This is a genomic window from Enterococcus mediterraneensis, assembly GCF_900604485.1.
In the GTDB taxonomy this organism is placed as follows: Bacteria; Bacillota; Bacilli; order Lactobacillales; family Enterococcaceae; genus Enterococcus_C; species Enterococcus_C mediterraneensis.
This window is the reverse complement of the sequence record NZ_UWOP01000001.1, coordinates 1,827,080-1,845,954: the sequence shown is the minus strand read 5'-3', so window position 1 is coordinate 1,845,954 and position 18,875 is coordinate 1,827,080. Positions and strand designations below refer to the sequence as shown.

Sequence of the window (18,875 nt, the reverse complement as noted above, 5' to 3'; positions counted from 1 at the left end):
TCCTCCTCTATAAAATCGTTCCCTTGGTGGAGGGAATCTCATTAGGTGCTTGTTCATTGATGGCGACAGCTTCGGCTAACGCCCGACCAAATGCCTTAAAGCCGGCTTCAATGATATGGTGACTATTTTTCCCGGCAAATTGCTGAAAGTGGATCGCCGCTCCCAATTCACGGGCAAAGGCAATGAAAAATTCCTCCACTAATTCAGTAGCAAACTCACCTACCTGCTGACTAGGGATCGAAAATTCCGGCATCGCTATTCCGCGACCGCTGATATCGATCCCGCATAACACCAACGCTTCATCCATCGGCAGACAGACCGTACCGTAACGTTTGATCCCGGTGCGATTCCCCAACGATTCGGAAAAAGCTCGCCCTAAAACGATCGCCACATCCTCTACCGTGTGATGTCCGTCTACATAAGTGTCTCCTTCACAGACGATCTGCAAGTCAAAGCGTCCATGCCGGCAAAACAGTTCCAGCATATGATCAAAAAAACCGATACCTGTGCTGATCTCCTGTTTGCCTGTTCCTTCTAGGACTAAAGTTGCTTGGATCGCTGTCTCACTTGTCTTACGTGTGATAGTTGCTGTTCTCATATGCAGATTCCTCCAATAACTTTTTTATTGTTTCCATCAAAATTGCCATCTGCTCCTTGGAACCAACTGTGATCCGTAAATAATCGCGGATCTCAGGCTGATCGAACCAGCGGACAAAAATATTTTTTCCCTTCAAGCTTAAGTACAAATCTTCACCATCAATGTTGGGATGTTTGCCAAAAATAAAATTTGCTTGACTATCAGTCACTTCAAATCCAAGATCACGAAATTCCTGTTTCGCTGCTTCGCGATTTTCAATGATCTCTTTCCGACAAAACTCAAAGTATTCCTGATCCGCCAAAGACGCGGTTCCTAACGCTAATGTCAGCCGATTGACATTATAGGGATTAAAGGAAAATTTCAGCCGATTCAGATCCGCAATAATATCAGGATGACCAATGGCAAAACCCAATCGTGCGCCTGCCAGCTGTCTGGATTTGGAAAATGTCCTGACGATCAGTAGGTTGGTATAGCGTTTCGTCAATGAGATCGCAGATTCTCCGCCAAAATCGACATATGCTTCATCCACGATCACCAACCGCTCCGGCTTTTCCGCTGCCAATTCCTCCAACTGCTGCTTTGTCAAAGCCAGACCAGTCGGAGCATTGGGATTGGCAATCACGATAGTTTTATCTGAACGTTTATAGGGAACAAGATCAATGCTTAAATCCTCCGCCAGCGGGACCGCTTCTGTCTCGAGTTGATAAAGCTGAGCGAAGACTTGATAAAAGCCGTAGCTTATTTCTGGGAAAATCACGCCGTTTTCCATGAATCCCTGAAAACATAACGCCAAGATCTCGTCGCTTCCGTTACCGATAAAAAGTTCCGCCGGGGACACTTGGTATTCCTCAGCTAACGCCGCGATCAGCAGACTGCCGGCAGGATCAGGATAGCGAGCCAATTCTTCCGCCTCTTTCATAAGCACTTGAAGAACCTTTTTTGAGGGTGGAAAGGGACTTTCATTGGTATTCAGCTTGACGATCCCTTTTTCTTTCGGCTGTTCTCCCGGAACATAAGGAGTTAATTTGGCATAACGTTGGGCTAAAAAATTCATTGCTTCTTCTCCTTTCGAACCAAGATAGAACGAGCGTGACCTGCCAACCCTTCACTTTCGGCAAATACCGCGACTTTATCGGTGGCTTTAGCAAGTTCTTCTGCTGAATAATAAAGATAACTGCTGCGTTTGACAAAATCATCCACCGATAGAGGCGAATAAAAACGTGCTGTTCCTTCTGTCGGCAACGTATGATTGGGACCGGCAAAATAATCTCCCAAGACCTCTGGCGTGTGGTAGCCCAGAAAAACACTGCCAGCGTTTTTGACCCGGCCTAGCCAGATAAATGGTTCATTGACCGCTAATTCCAAATGCTCCGGAGCAATAAGATTCGCCAGCTCGATTGCTTCTTCCAGACTGTCTACTAAAATGATCCTGCCGTTGTTTTCGATGGATGCCGCGGCAATTGCTTGGCGGGGCAATGCTTGTAGCTGCTTTTGGACCTCACGCTGAGTCTCATCAGCCATTTTTTTGCTTGTCGTGACCAAGATGGCTTGTGCGTTTTCATCATGTTCCGCTTGTGCCAACAGATCCGCCGCCAGCCATTTTCCTTGGGCCTTCTCATCAGCGACGATCAGCACATCACTAGGTCCTGCGATCATGTCGATCGCCGTGGTGCCGTACACAAGTTTTTTGGCGGTAGCAACATAGATATTGCCCGGCCCAACGATCTTGTCCACTTTCGGGATGGTTTCAGTCCCATATGCCAGCGCGGCGATCGCTTGAGCGCCGCCGATTTGATATACCGCCGAAACTCCCGCCAGTTTCGCGGCTGCCAAGATAGCCGGTGCGATCCCGCCTTTTTGATTCAGCGGGGTCACCATGATGATTTGCTCAACTCCCGCCAGTTTTGCCGGAACGGCATTCATCAATACGGTACTTGGATAAGCCGCGGTACCGCCGGGAACATAGATACCTACTTTTTCCAGCGGGATCACCCGCTGCCCCATGACCCGTCCTGCTTGCGCATCGATAAATCCTTCTTGCAGCTGACGCTTATGGAAACGACGGATATTCGCTAAGGAAGATTTCATTGCTTCCAATAATTCCGGCGAGATTTGTTGAACAGCGCGGTCGATCTCTTCTTGACTGACTTTAAAAGCAGTCGGTGCGATCCCGTCAAACCGCTCCGCAAACTCCATCAGCGCCCTATCGCCTTCTGTTCTCACTTTCTCGATGATCTCACTGACTTGCTGGGTGACTTCCGCAGTGGTCTGAGCGTTGCGTTGTCTTAATTCCTTGATTGAAAAATTTTCTGCTTTTACGATCTTGATCATTCACGATTCCTCACTTTCTCCACAAGTTCATTGATCCGTTCCCGTTTAAAACGCCAAGCTCCGTTATTTGCGACCAGATGACCGCTGGAAGTCGTGATTTCCTCAAGAACGACTAAATCATTTTCCTCCAAAGTCTTCCCGGTTTCCACGATGTCCACGATCACATCCGCCAGACCCACGATCGGCGCTAATTCGATCGAACCATGCAACGGGATCAATTCGATCGGCTGACTCCGCTTGCTGTAATAATCTCGAGAGATCGCAGGATATTTTGTCGCTACTTTCAGCGGTCGCGTCCGATCCGTCTCAAATCCTTGTTTACCCGCTACCGCTAAACGACAGCGGCCAATAGATAATGTCACTAGATCAACGACCTCTGCCGCTGTTTCCAATAAAACATCTCTGCCGATCACTCCCAAATCCGCTACCCCATGTTCCACATAACTGCCGATGTCACTAGGCTTGACCCAAAAATATCGACAACGATATTTAGGATCCTCAAAAAATAATTTGCGGCTGTCATCGTCTATCGGGATCGACAGTAAGCCCGCGTCATCAAACATCTGAAGTACTTGCTTGCCCATCCGTCCTTTTGGAAGAGCGATATTCAAAAAATCATCCTGTACAAAAATTTTCTCTGTGGCCGCCGTTTCGACTTCTTCCAAATAGATCCCAAAACCGATCGCCCCTTGCTCCTTGCCAAGAGAGGTCAATAATTTGTCATAACGGCCGCCAAATAAGACCGCATTGGGCGTATTTTCAATAAAGCCCCGGAAAATGATCCCGCTGTAATAATTCGTATCAGTGACAATGGACAGATCAAATTGGAGGGTAACGTTAGAAAGGTCAGTATGTTGCCAGCAGGCAGTGACGATCTCTCGAATCCGATCCAAAGCTTCCGTGATTTTAGGAAAATCCTGCAGATCGTTTATTCCTTCTGTCAAATCCTGAATGATATCTTCTGATGAGCTCATCAAACGATAAATACCTTCTAACGTTTTTTGAGACAATTCAGTTCGTGCCGCCAATTGTTGCAATTCCTGCAGATTTTTATTTTTCAGAATCTGTAAGACATCTTTTCTCATATCTTCTGGAAATAATTCCAAGATCCCGTTTAACAGCTCACTGTCAGAGATCTCTAATTTCGAAACGCCGATCACGGCCAATGATTCCATTGCTAACGATAAGACTTCGACCTCCGTAGATAGATCGACCGCCCCCAACACTTCCAACCCGATTTGATTGATTTGACGGTAATCTCCAGTCTTGCGATTCTTCCGAAAAATATTCTCGTTGTAATACACTTTTTGACTCGTTTGCGCAGGAGTATTTTTTACGATGGATAAAGTGATATCCGGATTAAGAGCCATCGTCCCGCGAGTATCATTGACGGTGATGACTTCATCCTCGGTCAAAAAACGTTTATTCTCCAAATAAGAATCATAACGCTCAAAACTGCTCAATCGGAAAAAACGATACCCTCTTCCCTGATAGATTTTTCGCAATTTTAAAGCGATCCGCTCCTCTGCTCGCAAGACTTCTGTCGATACTTCCATTTGCTCCACTCTCCTTTTTTCATAAAAAAAAGCCCTCCGGCAATTACTTGCCAGAGGACGTGTACGCGTGATCCCACCTCTATTTATCTACTCCTCGCGAAATAGACCTCATTCGGTCATTGAAAGTAAAAAAAGTCCTTTGATCGTATCGACCAAAGGACGTAATTTACGTGGTTCCACCTTTTTTCATCAGCTCCTTGCGGAAAACTGACCTTATCAAGTCATCTATCAATGACCGAGGCTGTAACGGGCCGCCCGGACTCTCTTACTCTTTTCAGAAAGCCGACTCTAAGATGTGTTTCATTATCTTCCGCTGCCTCTTCTCACCAACCAGAGACTCTCTTAAAACATTCTGATAATTACTCTTCTTTTCGATGTCTTATTTATTAGATTGACATTAATTTACAACGATAAATTTCTTTTGTCAATGGGTGTTTTTTAATTTTCGGAATATTTTTTTAATAAACCAAGAAATTGATAGCTGCTTTTGTTTTCCCCTTCTAACATCTACTGCAATCAGTAATATCCTATTAAACTCCAACAGTTTCCGGATCGATTTTTGTAGTTCCGTTTCCGATATGCGCAACGTAAAATTCCGGAGCATAACCTACGACTTTCATGTATTCATCATAGACATTGTTTTTGAAGACAGGGATGTTTTCTTCTTTGACAAGCGCGATCGCGCAGCCGCCAAATCCGGCACCTGTCATTCGTGCGCCTAAGACGCCTTCTTGTTGTTGGGCAGCGTCCACTAATGTATCCAATTCGATGCCGGTTACTTCATAATCATAGCGCAGAGAGTAGTGGGAGTCATTCAGCAGTTGTCCGAACGCTTCCAGATTTCCCGCTTCCAATTCAGCTTTTGCCTTCAGCGTCCGTTGGTTCTCAGAAACAGCGTGCCGTGCTCTGCGTATCAATGTATCATCACCGATTTGAGCGATATTTGCTTCAAATTCTTCTTCATCCAGATCTCCTAAAGAGGAAATGTCTAGTGTTTTTTGTAAACGCGCTAAGGCCTCTTCACATTCGCTGCGGCGTTCGTTGTATTTTGAATCTGCTAATTCTCGCCGTTTATTCGTATTCATGATGACAATAGCATAACCATCTAATTTCACAGGAACCATTTCATATTTCAATGTATTTGTATCTAATAAAATTGCGTGATCCAACTCGCCAAAACCGATAGCAAATTGATCCATAATACCAGAATTGACACCGATAAATTCATTTTCTACTTTTTTACCAGTTTGGACCAACTCTAAACGATCCGTGTTTAAATCAAACAGATCTTCTAATACGACACCGACTAATAATTCCAAAGAAGCACTGCTGGAAAGCCCTGCGCCGTTAGGAATCGTTCCTTCAACCAATAGTTCAAATCCATGATTGATCGGATGACCAGCTTCTTTTAATTTTACAATCATTCCTTTTACATAATTCGCCCAATTTGCTTTTTTATTGTAGGCTAATTCATCTAGAGTAAAGCTAACAACACCGACATCCTCAAAATTTGTGGAGTAAACTAATACTTTGTCATCCTTTCGAGGACCTGCCACTCCTTGGGTTCCGTAAGTGATAGATGCTGGGAAAACGTGTCCGCCATTATAATCCGTATGTTCGCCGATCAAATTGATACGGCCTGGCGAGAAGTATTGCGTGGTTTGTTTTGGACCGAAGATTTCGGCAAATTTTGTGTTTAAACTTTTTTTGATCTCCATGATGCTTTATTCCTCTCTTGTTTTGATTTTGAATTCCGTTTTCGTTTCAAAAGGTATGCCGGCTTTTAAATGAATCGAACCAAATGCCGGAAACTGCTCTGCCCCTGGTGCTGTTTGAGTTTCAAATGTGATACCGCCGTGATGAACCAGCTTTCTACCGTGCATTTCGGGAGTTTCTGTTCCAAAATTCGCAGTGAAAACAACAACGCTGGAAGCATCTGTGGCTACCTCAATTTGGATTTTTTTATCTGGACTGGTTAGACGGGAAGCTGGTTTATCCAGTCCAGTTTCTTTTAAGAAAAATGGATGATCGATACCATCGACGAGCACTTTTTGTTCAAAATCACTGGCAAAAACCGTTTCCATCTTTTTAGACGTTTGAAAGTCAAAAGCCGTTCCTGCCGTGTTTTCTTTTACACCGATAGGAATGCTGTCTGCTCGTAAAGGAGCGTAAGCTTCACTGTTCAGCCAAAGTTCATGCTGATCGATCGGTTGCGAAGGATCGCCATTCAAGTTGAAGTAAACGTGGTTTGTCGGATTGAACAACGTATCTCGATCACTGATTCCACGAGTAGTTACTCGCCAAATATTATCTTGTGTTAATGTATAGCGGACTTCGACATCCAATGTACCTGGAAAACCGTGTTCATTGTCGTGACTGGAAGTAGTAAAAATGACAGAATACTCGTTTTCGCCATTCAAAATAACATAAGACCATTTCTTCAATTCAAATCCGGGAGAACCGCCATGCAGAGTATGTCCTGTTTCAGGATCTGTCATTAATTGGTAGTTTCTGTCATTAAGCGAAAAGCGTCCATTTTCGATTCTTCCCGCTGTACGGCCGATAGAAGCGCCGATATACGGATCTTTTTCGATATATTCTTCAGCGGTACCAAATCCCAAAACCAATTCTTGATCATTTGATTTCAAACTAACGATCCTAGCACCTAAATCAGAGACAGAAAGTACCAGTTTATTTTTGTTTTCCAAGGTTATCAAATGATACCCTTGACCAAAGTCTTTTTCTGTAATCTTCATTTTCAAGATCCTTTCTTAATGTGAAGGAACGACTGCATCATGAAGTTCATCTTCCGCTGTATCAGCCGGTGCCAATTTATTTTCTAATTCTTCCACGATCTGTGCATGTTTTTTCTCTGTCAATGTAATCTTCCAAGCAAAAATGATTGCTGAAAAAATCATCAAAGCCGCTGGAGCGTAGAATGCGTAAGCCTTGAATGTCTCTACTCCGTGAGCCGTGATATCAGCAGCGGTAGCATTACCTGTCATCCCAGAAGCAATAGCGACAAAACCTACGATCCCATTAGACAAAGCACCGGCGATTTTATCCAGTAAAGGTCGGATCGACAAAGTGACTGCTTCATTGCGGATGCCGTTTTTCCATTGTCCGTATTCAACAGAGTCTGTGATAGTCATCAAAGCAGATAAGAAAATCAACTGTTGTGGGAAGTAAAACAAGACTAATCCTACAATAACGATTGGCAGACTTGAACCTGCGATCGTAAAGAACAAGTAAGAGGAAGTCATCATTGCGATTCCTCCAAGATATACATAACGGCGGGAAATGACCCGCGTAAGAACAGGGAATAACGGAACCGCTATCAATCCAAGCAAAGCTGCAACAAGACCTACGATCCAAAATTCAGTTGGTTGACCAAGAACGTATTTGAAAAAGTAGAACAATACAGCGGTAGTTGCCACATTAGCGATCGCATAAGCGATATAAGCAAGTGCAAGCCACATCAACTGATCATTTTGAGCGATTGCTTTGAAGACATCTTTGATCCCAGCTTTTTCATTTTGCTGACGAATCGCCGTGTCGACTTCTTTTGTACCTAGAGCGGTAATAATAGCAGTACCACCTGAAATAACCGCTGCGATCACACCAAACCAAAACCAGCCTGAAGCGCCTTCAATATGTTTATGAGTAACAAGGTAAGTAAAGAAAGTAACGATAGGTACGACCACTAGAGTAGTACCATTTGCTCCCAGAGATGAACCAAAACGAGCGAATGTCGCGAATTTTTCGCGTTCTTTTGTTTCAGTACTCAATGCCGGAATCATGGACCAAAAAGCAATATCTTTGAATGAATAAAAGCTGTCTAATAATACGAAAACGATTGCAAATAATACAATAAATAAAGTCGTGTTGTGAGTAGCTAGTCCAAAGAAATTAGTAAAGATCGCTACAAGAAGTACGGAACTGACCACACCGCCAATAACTAACCATGGTTTGAACTTACCGTATTTCGTTCGTGTATTGTCGATGATCCCGCCAATCAAAGGATCAAAAATAATTTCAACTAAACGGATACCCACTACCAAACTTGTGACTGTGGCAATCATTCTAGCATTCGTTGCTTTATCTGCACCTGCAAACATCTGACTTGTAACGAATACCATAAAATAAGTGCTCAATGTAACATAGAATGTATCGTGCCCAAAAGCGCCTAAAGCGTAGGACACACGTTGGATCATTTTGTTTCTCATAATCTATATACCTTCCCTCTTCAATAAATGACAAATGATAAAACGGTTACAATAAATAACGCATATCTTTTAATGACTTAAATTTAACAAGAAGTCCTTTTCTTTTTAATATCCTTCTGTGACTTTTATTTAACTTTTTGTTGCATTATACTAAAGAAGGAGTGATATATATGGAACAATCGATTTTCTTAAAAAAAGAGCCGCAACAATTGGAAAAAGAATTATACTTTGACTTTTGCGGGTTCTCTAAAACAATGCCCTTTCATTCTTTTGGTCCTGCAATCCGAAACAACTATATTTTGCATATCGTTATGGAAGGCAAAGGCTCTTATCATGTAAAAAACCAACAATTCCAATTAAAAAAAGGTGATCTGTTCTTGATCCGTCCTGGCGATTCAAACTTTTACTTGGCAGACGGAGAAGACCCGTGGATGTATTGCTGGCTTTCTTTTGGCGGCTCAGCTGCGGAAGAAATCATTCGGCGCTCACTTTTCAAAGAAGACCAATATACGATGATTTCTTCTAATATACAAAAATATGTCGATATTATTGTGGAATGTATGAAAGAGACCGAAGAGAATCTAGAAAGTGAACTGCAATTAACTGCATTGACCTATCGTTTTTTAGCGGTTCTTTTAAAAGATGGCGGCAAGATCAGCGGCGGTATCCCAAAGGTCCATTCCTCTTTAGCTGTTGAAACCGTCAAATATATCGAAGAACATTATGCGGAAAACTTATCAGTTGAAGAAATCGCCCAGCACTTATCTGTCAACCGCAGTCATTTATCACGTGTGTTCAGCAATTATATGGGAACAAGCATCAAAGAATATTTGATCGGTGTACGGATCAACCGGGGAGCGTTTCTCCTTTCTCTAACTAATGACTCTGTAGAAAGCATTGCTTATCAAGTAGGATTCAACAGTTTAGTCGTATTTAGCCGTATGTTCAAAAAAAGTACCGGAGAGACGGCGACAAACTATCGTAAACGGATGAGAAATGAAAATTTCAAAGATATTTCTTTAGATACCTTGAAAAAACAATTGGAAAAACAAACAGCAGTTTCCTGGACGACCTGATTTTTTGAGAGAATGACATGTATCTATTAAGAGAAGCCGCTGCAAGCAAAGAAATAAACTTGCAGCGGCTTCTCTTATTTATCCCACTCTATCCTATAGTTCCTACGTTTTTAGTCAGCAAAGCCGATGATAGTGTTCGTGATCCTTCTCGTATTCAACGAAAAAAAAGCTGAACCCTTATTCTCAAGGGTTCAGCCATCATTTTAAGACTATTCTTCTTCTTCCGCCATGAATGTGTTGAAAACTTCTTCGATCATGTCCCATTCAGCTTCGGTTTCGATTTGTTGCAATTCGCCTTCTGTGCCGTCTTCGTTTTCGATATAGGCATAGGCTTGCAATTCAACGTCTTCATCTTCTGATGCGCCGGCTGGATAAAGCAGCACGTAATTACGTCCGAATTCTTCTTGGCCGTCAACGGTCAAAAGGATCTCATAAAGTGTTTCATTGCCTTGATCGTCTACCAATGTGATGTGTTCATGTCCTTCGTGGTCATGATCATGGTTGTGATCGTGGGTATGTTCAGTCATTTAAATTCCTCTTTTCTTTGCATTTATAGCAGATTCTTGCTTGCGCCATCCAAATAATTTTGCAAGATCATCACTGCCGCTAATTTGTCGATAACTTTTTTTCTCTTGGCTCTGGAAGTGTTAGCTTGTTCTACCAACATTCGTTCTGCTTGTACTGTCGTCAATCGTTCATCCTGATAAGCAACGGGAAGATCAAACAATTCAGCGATCTTTGCGCCGTAAGCCATCGAAGCTTCCGCCCGCGGTCCGATCGAATTGTTCATGTTTTTTGGCAGTCCGACGACAAATTGAGTCACCTCATATTCAGCGACTAATTCACCTAAACGTTCAAAACCAAACTCGCCATTTTCTTCATTGATCCGAATGATCTCTACACCCTGTGCAGTCCAGCCCATGGGGTCGCTGACAGCGATCCCAACCGTTTTGGAGCCGACGTCTAATCCCATGATTCTCATTATAAACTGATCCCGTGATTCCCTAGATAATAGCGAATCAATACTTCTAAAATTTCATCGCGCTCATGGCGACGAATCAAATTACGGGCGTCTCGATAACGAGGAATGTAGGCCGGGTCTCCAGAAAGCAGATAACCCACGATTTGATTGATTGGATTGTACCCTTTTTCTTCCAAGGCACGATACACGATCGCCAGTGTCTCGCTCACTTCTTTTTTTCTGCTATCATCAAAATCAAAACGTACCGTTTCATCTGTATAACCCAATTTTCTACACCTCTTTCTATGTGCCTCTATCCAAGTGCTATTTTACTAAATATGGATAGAAACTACAAACAAATGTTTTTTTGCTGTAAATATTCTTATTTATATCCTACCATAAAATGTGAATTTTTTTTGTGAAAAAATTTTGAAAAATCAATTTAAAAAACTTTTTTAATTTTTTCGATTCCTTCATCGATTTCCTTCATTGAGATCGTCAATGGTGGCAATAAGCGTAACACATTTTGCCCGGCTTTTAAAGTCAGCAAGCCGGCTTTTTCCAAATCTTTTATAATATCTTCAACAGAAAATTCTTGCTGCAATTCGATACCGATCATCAGTCCTCTGCCGCGGACCTCTTTGATTTTTGACGAATCGATCTTTTTCAATGCTTCTAACAGATATGTTCCTTTTTTCTGAACGTCTTCCAAAAATTCGGATTGATCGATTTGACGAACGACTTCCGCCGCGACTGCCATCGCCATTTTATTGCCGCCGAATGTTGTGCCGTGACTGCCGGGACCAAAGTGTTTTCCTAGTTCCTGTTTGCCAAGCATCGCACCGACTGGAAAACCATTGCCTAAACCTTTCGCCAAAGTAAAGATATCCGGTTCAATATCCATTTGTTGGAAAGCATAGAGACTGCCAGTCCGTCCCATACCAGTTTGGATCTCGTCTATGATCAGCAGACTTCCGGTTTCACGGCAACGTTTTTCGATCTCTTGCAGCCACTCTTTCTCCGCTAAAATGATCCCGCCTTCTCCTTGGATGACTTCTACTATGACTGCGGCTGTATTTTGATCCATCTGCTGGTCGATCCCATCCCTATCGTTGTAATCCACATAAACAAAATCCGGTACAAGAGGAGCAAATCCTTGATGGACCGCCGCTTGACCTGTGGCGCTCATGGCTCCATAAGTTCGACCGTGAAAGGATTGAACAAAGGTAATGATTTTCGATCGATTGGTAGTTTTACGAGCTAGTTTGATCGCGGCTTCGATTGCTTCAGCACCGCTATTACAAAAATAGGCAGAATAATTTTCTTTTCCCAAAACATGGGCAACAGTTTCTTGGAGTTGATTTTGATAAAGATTCGGGGTGTGCATCAAACGTTTCGCCTGTCTGATCAAGGCGTCCTCCACAGCCTCATTGCCGTATCCCAAATTGACGACACCGATCCCGCTGGTAAAATCCAAATAGCGTCGGTCTTGGTCGTCTGTCAAATAACTGCCGACACCTTCAACGATTTCAAAATCTTTGCGAGCATAATTCGGAAATAGATTAGTCATGTTCATCCTCCTAACTAAGCATGGTAAAGTCCATTGATTTTTATATACTCATAACTTAGATCACAGCCCCAAGCAGTTGCTTGTTCGTGGCCATCTTGCAGATCGACGGTGATGACGACCATGGAACCTTGCAGATATTGGCGCAGCTTGTTTTCATCATAAACGCTAAGTGTACCTTCTTTTAAAACAGTGTGCGCACCGATTTTCAAGTTGATTTTTTTGGATTCAAGCGGAAATCCTCCATTGCCTGCTGCAGACATAATTCGCCCCCAGTTGGGATCTGCACCGAACATCGCTGTTTTTACCAGCATTGATCCCGCAATTTCCTTAGCGATCACACGCGCCATTTGCAAGGAAGGAGCACCTAAGATTTGGACTTCTAAAAGTTTTGTAGCCCCTTCACCATCTTGAGCGACTTGCTTCGCCATTTGGATCATAATCTGTTCAAGAGCCGCATAAAACTGGTGTTCTTCCACAGAATCCGGTTCCAATACGACACCTGACGCACCGTTTGCCATCAAATAGCAGCTGTCGTTAGTGGAAGCTTCACCGTCGACGGTCACTTGATTAAAACTGTTATCGACAGCTTGTTTCAATAAGAAGGATAATCGATCCGCTGGAATCTCTGCATCCGTCAGAATAAATGCTAACATCGTACCCATATTTGGATGGATCATCCCAGAACCTTTGACAATCCCTGTGATCTGGATCTGCTTATTATCGATTTGAAGTGTAGCGCTGGCAGCTTTCTTTTGGGTATCGGTAGTCATGATCGCCTGCTCAAAATCCGCAAGATTTTTTTCGCGGACATCTAATTTTATGATAGCCTTTTCAATTTTCTCCATCGGCAATTGACGACCTATGATTCCTGTAGAACTGACAGCGATCAGCTCTGGCGAGACTCCGGCAATCTTTGCAAACAGCAGCTGCATCTTTTGCGCGTCTGCGATTCCCTGCTGTCCTGTCACGGCATTAGCATTGCCGGAATTTACAATAATTCCTTGCAAGCGGCCATCTTGCAGCACTTGTCGAGAAAGCTGGACTGGCGCCGCCGCTAGTTGATTTTGTGTAAAAACACCCGCAGCTTGACATACAACATGGGAAAAAACAAAACCGATATCCAGATTTTTTTCTTTCAATCCGCCGCGGATCCCACCAGCATAAAAACCTTGTGGCAATCGAAGTTCTTTCATCTCGTTTCCCCCTCTCTTTCATTAAACCATAACTGCCGATAAAATGCTGTATAAAAAAAGACCGTGAGATACGTCTTTCAAGCTAACTACTCAGCTATGTCACCGTTGTTCTTACAACACGGCCGTATCTGCAAAAATGATTTTGTCGTTTTTGCAGACATACATAGCGGTATATCAGCGTGACTTATCTCACGGCTTTGATTTTTAGATTAAATAGTACTTGTTGCCAATTCTCTTACTTCAGGTTTGCTGCCGTCATGCAGGAAGTAGACATCATACCAAGTCAGGAATGTAAAGATCGTCCAGATTTTGCGGCGAGCATCATTCTTTCCTGTATAGTTGTCATCCAGCATTTTCAAGATCGCGTCTTGTTGGAAAAATTCAGAAACGAAATCTTGTTCAAACAGATTACGCACCAATTTATAGTATTTTTCTTCTCGCAACCAGTCTTTGATCGGTACTGGAAAACCTAATTTTTCCCGATTGTACCATTCTTCTGGTAAGTGACGTGCTGCTGCTTGGCGGAAAGCATATTTCGTATTTTTAGAATTGATCAAGTATTTGGTTGGGACTTGTTCAGAAACTTTCATCAATTCTTTGTCCAATAGAGGAACCCGTAATTCCAATGAACTGGCCATCGACAATTTATCGGCTTTCAACAAGATATCTTTCGGCATCCACTGGTGCATATCCAAGTATTGCATCTTTTTGATCTCAGACATATCTTGGACTTTTTGATAATGGACATCGACGATTTCTTTGACAGAAGGACTTCCTTGGTAAGTCGGTTGCAAAATATCCACCGCTTCAGATTCTTCAAAGACTTTCGCTTGGCCGATGAAAAATTCTTCTGCTGGTGCCAATGATGTATATAGATGAAGCGCACCATGGAACGTTTTTCCTTTAAAGCCTTTTGCCAATTTATAACGCATTCCTTTTGGCAACTTCTTCAATCCTTCAGCTACGACTTTGACCACTTTGGAATGACTATTCATCCCATAAGCTTGATAGCCGGCAAATAATTCATCAGCGCCTTCACCACTCAAGACCACCCGTACATCCCGGCTGGCTAATTCTGCTAAGAAATACAATGGTACACAAGAAGGATTAGAATCTGGTTCATCCAAATGATATTGGATGATCGGGAAATATTCAAACGCTTCTTCCCCGGTAACCACTCGTGCAGTGTTGTTCAATCCGATCATATCAGTAAGTTTTTTCGCTTCTACTGATTCGTTGTAAGTTTTGTCACCAAAACCGATCGAATAAGAATGTTCCGGACGCAAGACAGATGTCACGTAACTTGAATCGACACCGGATGAAAGAAAGGCACCTACTTCAACATCAGCGATTCGGTGGGCATTGATGGATTCCACAACGGTTTCATCGATCAGATCCACTGTTTCTTCCAATGTTAAATTGGTTTCTTTTTCTTTTACGTCCCAATATTGTTCGATCGTCAACTTTCCATCTTTATAAATAAAATAATGGCCTTCTTTGATACGATAGACATTTTTGAAAAATGTTTCATCAAGTGCTGAATATTGGAAAGTCATATAAGGTTTCAATGCTTCTTTGTTCAATTCTTTAACAAAATCAGGGTGTTTCAAAAAGCTCTTGATTTCTGAACCGTACATGAATGTTCCGTTCATTTGTGTATAATAAAGGGGTTTGATCCCAAAATGATCCCGCGCGCCGAATAATTCTTGTTTTTCAGCGTCCCAAATAACGAACGCGAACATCCCGCGAATCTTTTGCAGCAGCTCAACACCATATTCTTCATATCCGTGAAGCAATACTTCCGTATCGGCATGTGTGGTAAACACATGTCCTTTAGCGATCAAATCTTCTCTGATCGCTTGATAATTATAAATCTCACCATTGAAAGTGATCACTAATTTTCCGTCTTCGTTATAGATCGGTTGTGTTCCGCCTTCTAAATCGATGATACTTAAACGGCGAAAACCTAAGGCAGCTCCTTCATCCACATGCTGTCCAGAACTGTTTGGTCCGCGATGGATGATCGTATCCATCATTTCTTTGATTGTTTTATTCTTTTGTTCAATATCGGCATGATTGATAAAGCCTACGATTCCACACATATTCTTCCCTCTTTCACATATTGCCTTTTCCTTACTACAACTTTTTCAGTATAGCATACTTCTTTTTTTGTTTCAGCAGACAAAAACTTGCGGCTGAATATTAAAAGGAGTGATAGACATATTGATTTTTTGGTGCGCTGATTTTTACTACTTTTGCAGCAGCAACGGTTGGCAGCTCCCGTTTTAGCGGTTGATAAAAATCTGTGCCGATCGTCCCTTCGACACGGACCCACTCGTCATTTTTTACTGTAACGCCTTTTGGTAAATGAACCAACAGACCAAAGACGCCGGAATCTGCGACACAGTGGATGATGCCAAAGCGAAAGACGAAATTGTTTTCAGCTGCGTCTTGTTTCGCGTGATAAATAAAACCTTGATAAATGATCTTGCGACCGAGAAATTCGCTTGGATAATTGTAGATCAATTCCATGACATCAAGATAATTTTCATCGGTGATCTGCAAAACACCATCTTTGCTATATTTTTTCATCAGTTTGTCCATCTGCTTTTGATAATCTGATTTATTGTAATACAGACTGGTATTCGGCTGTAGATATTGTGTCTGCACCTCTGGATCCCCGACGGATTCTTGACTGACGGGAAATTGAAATCCTTTTGCCTGTACGATCGTCGTATCCAGACTGACTGTCGGAAACAGCAGACCTACCATGATAGGCAGCGCCAGTAAAATATAAGCGATCGCCCGCTGATGAGGTTTTTTCAATCCGTGGTCATGATCTGCACCATGATGATCGTGCTCTTCTTGATCGTTTTTTACCCAGCGGAACAATTGGACTAATGCCAGTAATAAAGATAAGATCATCGAGATGATTGCTAAATAACGATAATGGACATTGATGAATTGATCTAATTTGCCGCTGACTTGCAAATACATCATTAATTCAAAATATCCTGATAGAATCAAAAATCGCAGCATACTGTCCCCTCCTATACCAACAATGCGTAGCCAGTCACGCACAGCATGATGATGGCAACCATCGATACGATGAATCTGCCGTTAAAATAGCGGTTCATCATCAAAAGATTTTTAATATCTACCATTGGCCCAAAAACAAGAAAGCCAACGACTGGACCGGCACCAAACAGGCTCAACAATGAAGAGCCGATAAAAGCGTCTGCTTCTGAGCACAATGACATCGTCACTGCCAATACCAACATCACTAAGACTGCTAAAATTTTATTGCTGCCTAATGTCAACATCACGCCAGTCGGCAGATACGTCTGCATCAATGCCGCCAACAATCCGCCGATCATCAAGTAACGACCGGTATCAAAAAACTCGTCCACACTGTGATAAAGCATACTTTTGACTTGCTGCAAAAAAGCAGGTTTTTTCTGCGGACCGTCATGTTCTTCATGGCCCTGATGGTGATGGTCATGATCTGTTTGGAAAGCAGAAGCTTTCAAGATCGGTTTTTTGTTGATATACGCCAGCCAGGTTCCGATAACGATCGCCACAAAAATACTGCCAATCACTCGCAAAAACGCATAACGGGCAGAATTTCCAAAGGCGATAAATGTTGAAAAAATCACGATTGGATTCACGATAGGCGCCGTCAGCATAAACGCAAACGCTGTATGCTCAGGAACGTCTTTTTTTACGAACTGGTTGACGATCGGTACGATCCCACACTCACAAGATGGGAAAAATACCCCTAAAAAACAGCCAACCAAAATAGAAGCAAATTTATTTTTAGGTAAGAATTTATTGACGCGTTCCGGTGTCAAAAAGACGAACAGCGCGCCGGATATGATACAGCCCAGCAGAACGAACGGAAAGGCTTCGATCACGATGGATAAAAAAATCATGCTCATCTGTAAAACAGAATTAGGAAGATGATCAAACATATACTTCCTCCTTATTTTTATTTTCGCGTTTTACTATACCCTTGTAAATTTCCAGAAACAAGCGCTATTTGTAAATTTATCAATCTCTTTAAGAAGCGGGAATGAAAATCTGCTATGAATTTTTATTTTTCCTTGCTTGAAAACAGAAAAATTGACTTTTTATTTTTCCCCTCGTATCTTTAGGTGGAGGAGGTGCTGTCATGTATCACGCAGCAACAATCGAAGACGTTCGCCAAAAAATCGCTGATGAATCGATTGCTATCGTCTATATTTCTATGCCGAATTGCAGTGTCTGTGTTTCTGTCAAACCACAATTGGTAGAGCGATTCGATACAAAAGTCCCTATCATCCACGCCGATGCTGCAGAGATACCTGAAGTCGCCGGCGAATTCCAAGTACTGACCGCTCCAGCAGTTTTGCTTTATGTAGATCAAAAGGAAGTCCACCGTGAAGCACGCTTCATTGATTTCCATAAATTGGAAGAGCTTGTGGAAAACTATTCAAATATTTCCGGAACGGTCGATTATGACGAACTGTTCAAATAAAAAATACCGCAGAAAATTGAGCCTGCCGCAAAATCCAGATCATTTCATCTGATTTTGCAGTCGGCACAAACATCTGCGGTGTTTTTATTTGTAAGCAAAAGTTCTTATTCTTCGCTATCGGTTTCCATGACATGACCAGAATGAAGGAAATAGATCAATGTCTGCAACTCATTGGTTAGATCAACATTTTGGATCAAGACATCTTTTGGTGCGTTCAAGCGCGCCGGTGTAAAGTTCAAGATCCCTTTGATTCCGAAATCGACTAATTGATTGACAATACTTTGAGAATGTTCAGCTGGAACTGTCAAAATGGCGATCTCGATCTGTTGGATCTTGATTTGTTCCGCCATATCTTCCATTGGGTAAACGGGGATACCGTCTACAATCCGTCCGACGATTTCTTCGTTCACGTCAAACGCCGCACTTACACGGATACTGTTGCTTTGATGGAATTTGTATTTCAACAGCGCGCTGCCGAGATTTCCGACACCTACTAATGCCACATTCGTCATGTGGTCGTCATTAAGGGTTCTGGCAAAGAAGTTCATCAGATCTTCGACATCGTAGCCGTATCCGCGTTTTCCTAATTCACCGAAGTAAGAAAAATCACGGCGAATCGTTGCGCTGTCGACTTGTACTGCTTCACTCAATTCTGTAGAAGAAACTTTTTTCTTTCCAGCATTATTTAAGATTCGTAAATAGCGATAATATAATGGCAACCGTTTGGCAGTAGCTTTAGGAATGTTGTGTTCTTTCACGATATGACCTCCGTTTGTGAATTTTTCACTTTTAACGAAACACATCATAACAGGAACCATGAAGTAATTGCAATTTAAGTGCTCACTATT

At 42.4% G+C, this 18,875-nt stretch carries 18 protein-coding genes and 1 other annotated feature; of the genes, 2 read left to right on the top strand and 16 right to left on the bottom strand.

What is annotated here, in order from left to right; genetic code table 11:
* Positions 1-7 precede the first annotated feature (7 nt).
* From hisB to EFB00_RS08970, 7 genes are all read right to left on the bottom strand, one after another.
* On the bottom strand, positions 8-598 hold the full coding sequence (hisB, locus tag EFB00_RS09005) for an imidazoleglycerol-phosphate dehydratase HisB (RefSeq protein WP_122646493.1): 591 nt from the start codon (positions 596-598) through the stop codon (positions 8-10).
* Positions 573-1,652, bottom strand: coding sequence for a histidinol-phosphate transaminase (gene hisC, locus EFB00_RS09000; protein WP_122646492.1), 1,080 nt, complete (start codon positions 1,650-1,652; stop codon positions 573-575). Before hisC ends, hisB begins: the two co-directional genes overlap by 26 nt.
* Entirely contained in the window at positions 1,649-2,926 is a 1,278-nt protein-coding gene (hisD, locus tag EFB00_RS08995) for a histidinol dehydrogenase (RefSeq protein WP_420889763.1), read from the bottom strand. The genes hisC and hisD overlap by 4 nt, the downstream gene beginning before the upstream one ends.
* Positions 2,926-4,485, bottom strand: coding sequence for an ATP phosphoribosyltransferase (gene hisG, locus EFB00_RS08990; protein ID WP_122646490.1), 1,560 nt, complete (start codon positions 4,483-4,485; stop codon positions 2,926-2,928). The genes hisD and hisG overlap by 1 nt, the downstream gene beginning before the upstream one ends.
* A gap of 152 nt (positions 4,486-4,637) precedes the next feature.
* Positions 4,638-4,869 (bottom strand) — a binding site (T-box leader).
* A gap of 146 nt (positions 4,870-5,015) precedes the next feature.
* Positions 5,016-6,203: a galactokinase gene (locus EFB00_RS08980; RefSeq protein ID WP_122646489.1), complete on the bottom strand. Its 1,188-nt coding sequence runs from the start codon at positions 6,201-6,203 to the stop codon at positions 5,016-5,018.
* Positions 6,204-6,209: 6 nt separating this feature from the next.
* Complete coding sequence (locus EFB00_RS08975; protein ID WP_122646488.1) at positions 6,210-7,241, bottom strand: galactose-1-epimerase; 1,032 nt, start codon at positions 7,239-7,241, stop codon at positions 6,210-6,212.
* Positions 7,242-7,256: 15 nt separating this feature from the next.
* Positions 7,257-8,711: a glycoside-pentoside-hexuronide (GPH):cation symporter gene (locus EFB00_RS08970; protein ID WP_122646487.1), complete on the bottom strand. Its 1,455-nt coding sequence runs from the start codon at positions 8,709-8,711 to the stop codon at positions 7,257-7,259.
* A gap of 170 nt (positions 8,712-8,881) precedes the next feature.
* Here EFB00_RS08970 and EFB00_RS08965 point away from each other — a divergent pair, with 170 nt between their 5' ends.
* Positions 8,882-9,787 carry an AraC family transcriptional regulator gene (locus EFB00_RS08965; RefSeq protein WP_122646486.1) on the top strand — a complete coding sequence of 302 codons (906 nt, stop codon included), beginning with the start codon at positions 8,882-8,884 and terminating at the stop codon, positions 9,785-9,787.
* A 209-nt stretch (positions 9,788-9,996) separates the two neighbouring features.
* Here EFB00_RS08965 and EFB00_RS08960 read toward each other — a convergent pair whose 3' ends face one another.
* The 8 genes from EFB00_RS08960 to EFB00_RS08925 form a co-directional block, all read right to left on the bottom strand.
* On the bottom strand, positions 9,997-10,314 hold the full coding sequence (locus EFB00_RS08960) for a DUF1292 domain-containing protein (RefSeq protein WP_122646485.1): 318 nt from the start codon (positions 10,312-10,314) through the stop codon (positions 9,997-9,999).
* A gap of 23 nt (positions 10,315-10,337) precedes the next feature.
* Positions 10,338-10,769, bottom strand: coding sequence for a Holliday junction resolvase RuvX (ruvX, locus tag EFB00_RS08955; RefSeq protein ID WP_122646484.1), 432 nt, complete (start codon positions 10,767-10,769; stop codon positions 10,338-10,340).
* Entirely contained in the window at positions 10,769-11,035 is a 267-nt protein-coding gene (locus EFB00_RS08950; protein ID WP_122646483.1) for an IreB family regulatory phosphoprotein, read from the bottom strand. Before EFB00_RS08950 ends, ruvX begins: the two co-directional genes overlap by 1 nt.
* Before the next feature lie 155 nt (positions 11,036-11,190).
* Positions 11,191-12,318: an acetylornithine transaminase gene (locus tag EFB00_RS08945; RefSeq protein ID WP_206423474.1), complete on the bottom strand. Its 1,128-nt coding sequence runs from the start codon at positions 12,316-12,318 to the stop codon at positions 11,191-11,193.
* Between the two features lie 14 nt (positions 12,319-12,332).
* Positions 12,333-13,511 (bottom strand): bifunctional glutamate N-acetyltransferase/amino-acid acetyltransferase ArgJ, encoded by a 1,179-nt coding sequence (gene argJ, locus EFB00_RS08940; RefSeq protein ID WP_122646481.1) that lies wholly within the window; start codon positions 13,509-13,511, stop codon positions 12,333-12,335.
* Positions 13,512-13,720: 209 nt separating this feature from the next.
* Complete coding sequence (gene asnB / locus EFB00_RS08935) at positions 13,721-15,613, bottom strand: asparagine synthase (glutamine-hydrolyzing) (RefSeq protein WP_122646480.1); 1,893 nt, start codon at positions 15,611-15,613, stop codon at positions 13,721-13,723.
* Positions 15,614-15,713: 100 nt separating this feature from the next.
* Positions 15,714-16,550 carry a TIGR03943 family putative permease subunit gene (locus EFB00_RS08930; protein WP_122646479.1) on the bottom strand — a complete coding sequence of 279 codons (837 nt, stop codon included), beginning with the start codon at positions 16,548-16,550 and terminating at the stop codon, positions 15,714-15,716.
* 11 nt (positions 16,551-16,561) lie between these two features.
* Complete coding sequence (locus EFB00_RS08925) at positions 16,562-17,482, bottom strand: permease (RefSeq protein WP_122646478.1); 921 nt, start codon at positions 17,480-17,482, stop codon at positions 16,562-16,564.
* A gap of 200 nt (positions 17,483-17,682) precedes the next feature.
* On the opposite strand from EFB00_RS08925, the gene EFB00_RS08920 reads away from it, so the two are divergent.
* Entirely contained in the window at positions 17,683-18,027 is a 345-nt protein-coding gene (locus EFB00_RS08920; RefSeq protein WP_122646477.1) for a thioredoxin family protein, read from the top strand.
* 104 nt (positions 18,028-18,131) lie between these two features.
* Here EFB00_RS08920 and EFB00_RS08915 read toward each other — a convergent pair whose 3' ends face one another.
* Complete coding sequence (locus EFB00_RS08915; RefSeq protein WP_122646476.1) at positions 18,132-18,785, bottom strand: redox-sensing transcriptional repressor Rex; 654 nt, start codon at positions 18,783-18,785, stop codon at positions 18,132-18,134.
* Positions 18,786-18,875 lie beyond the last annotated feature (90 nt).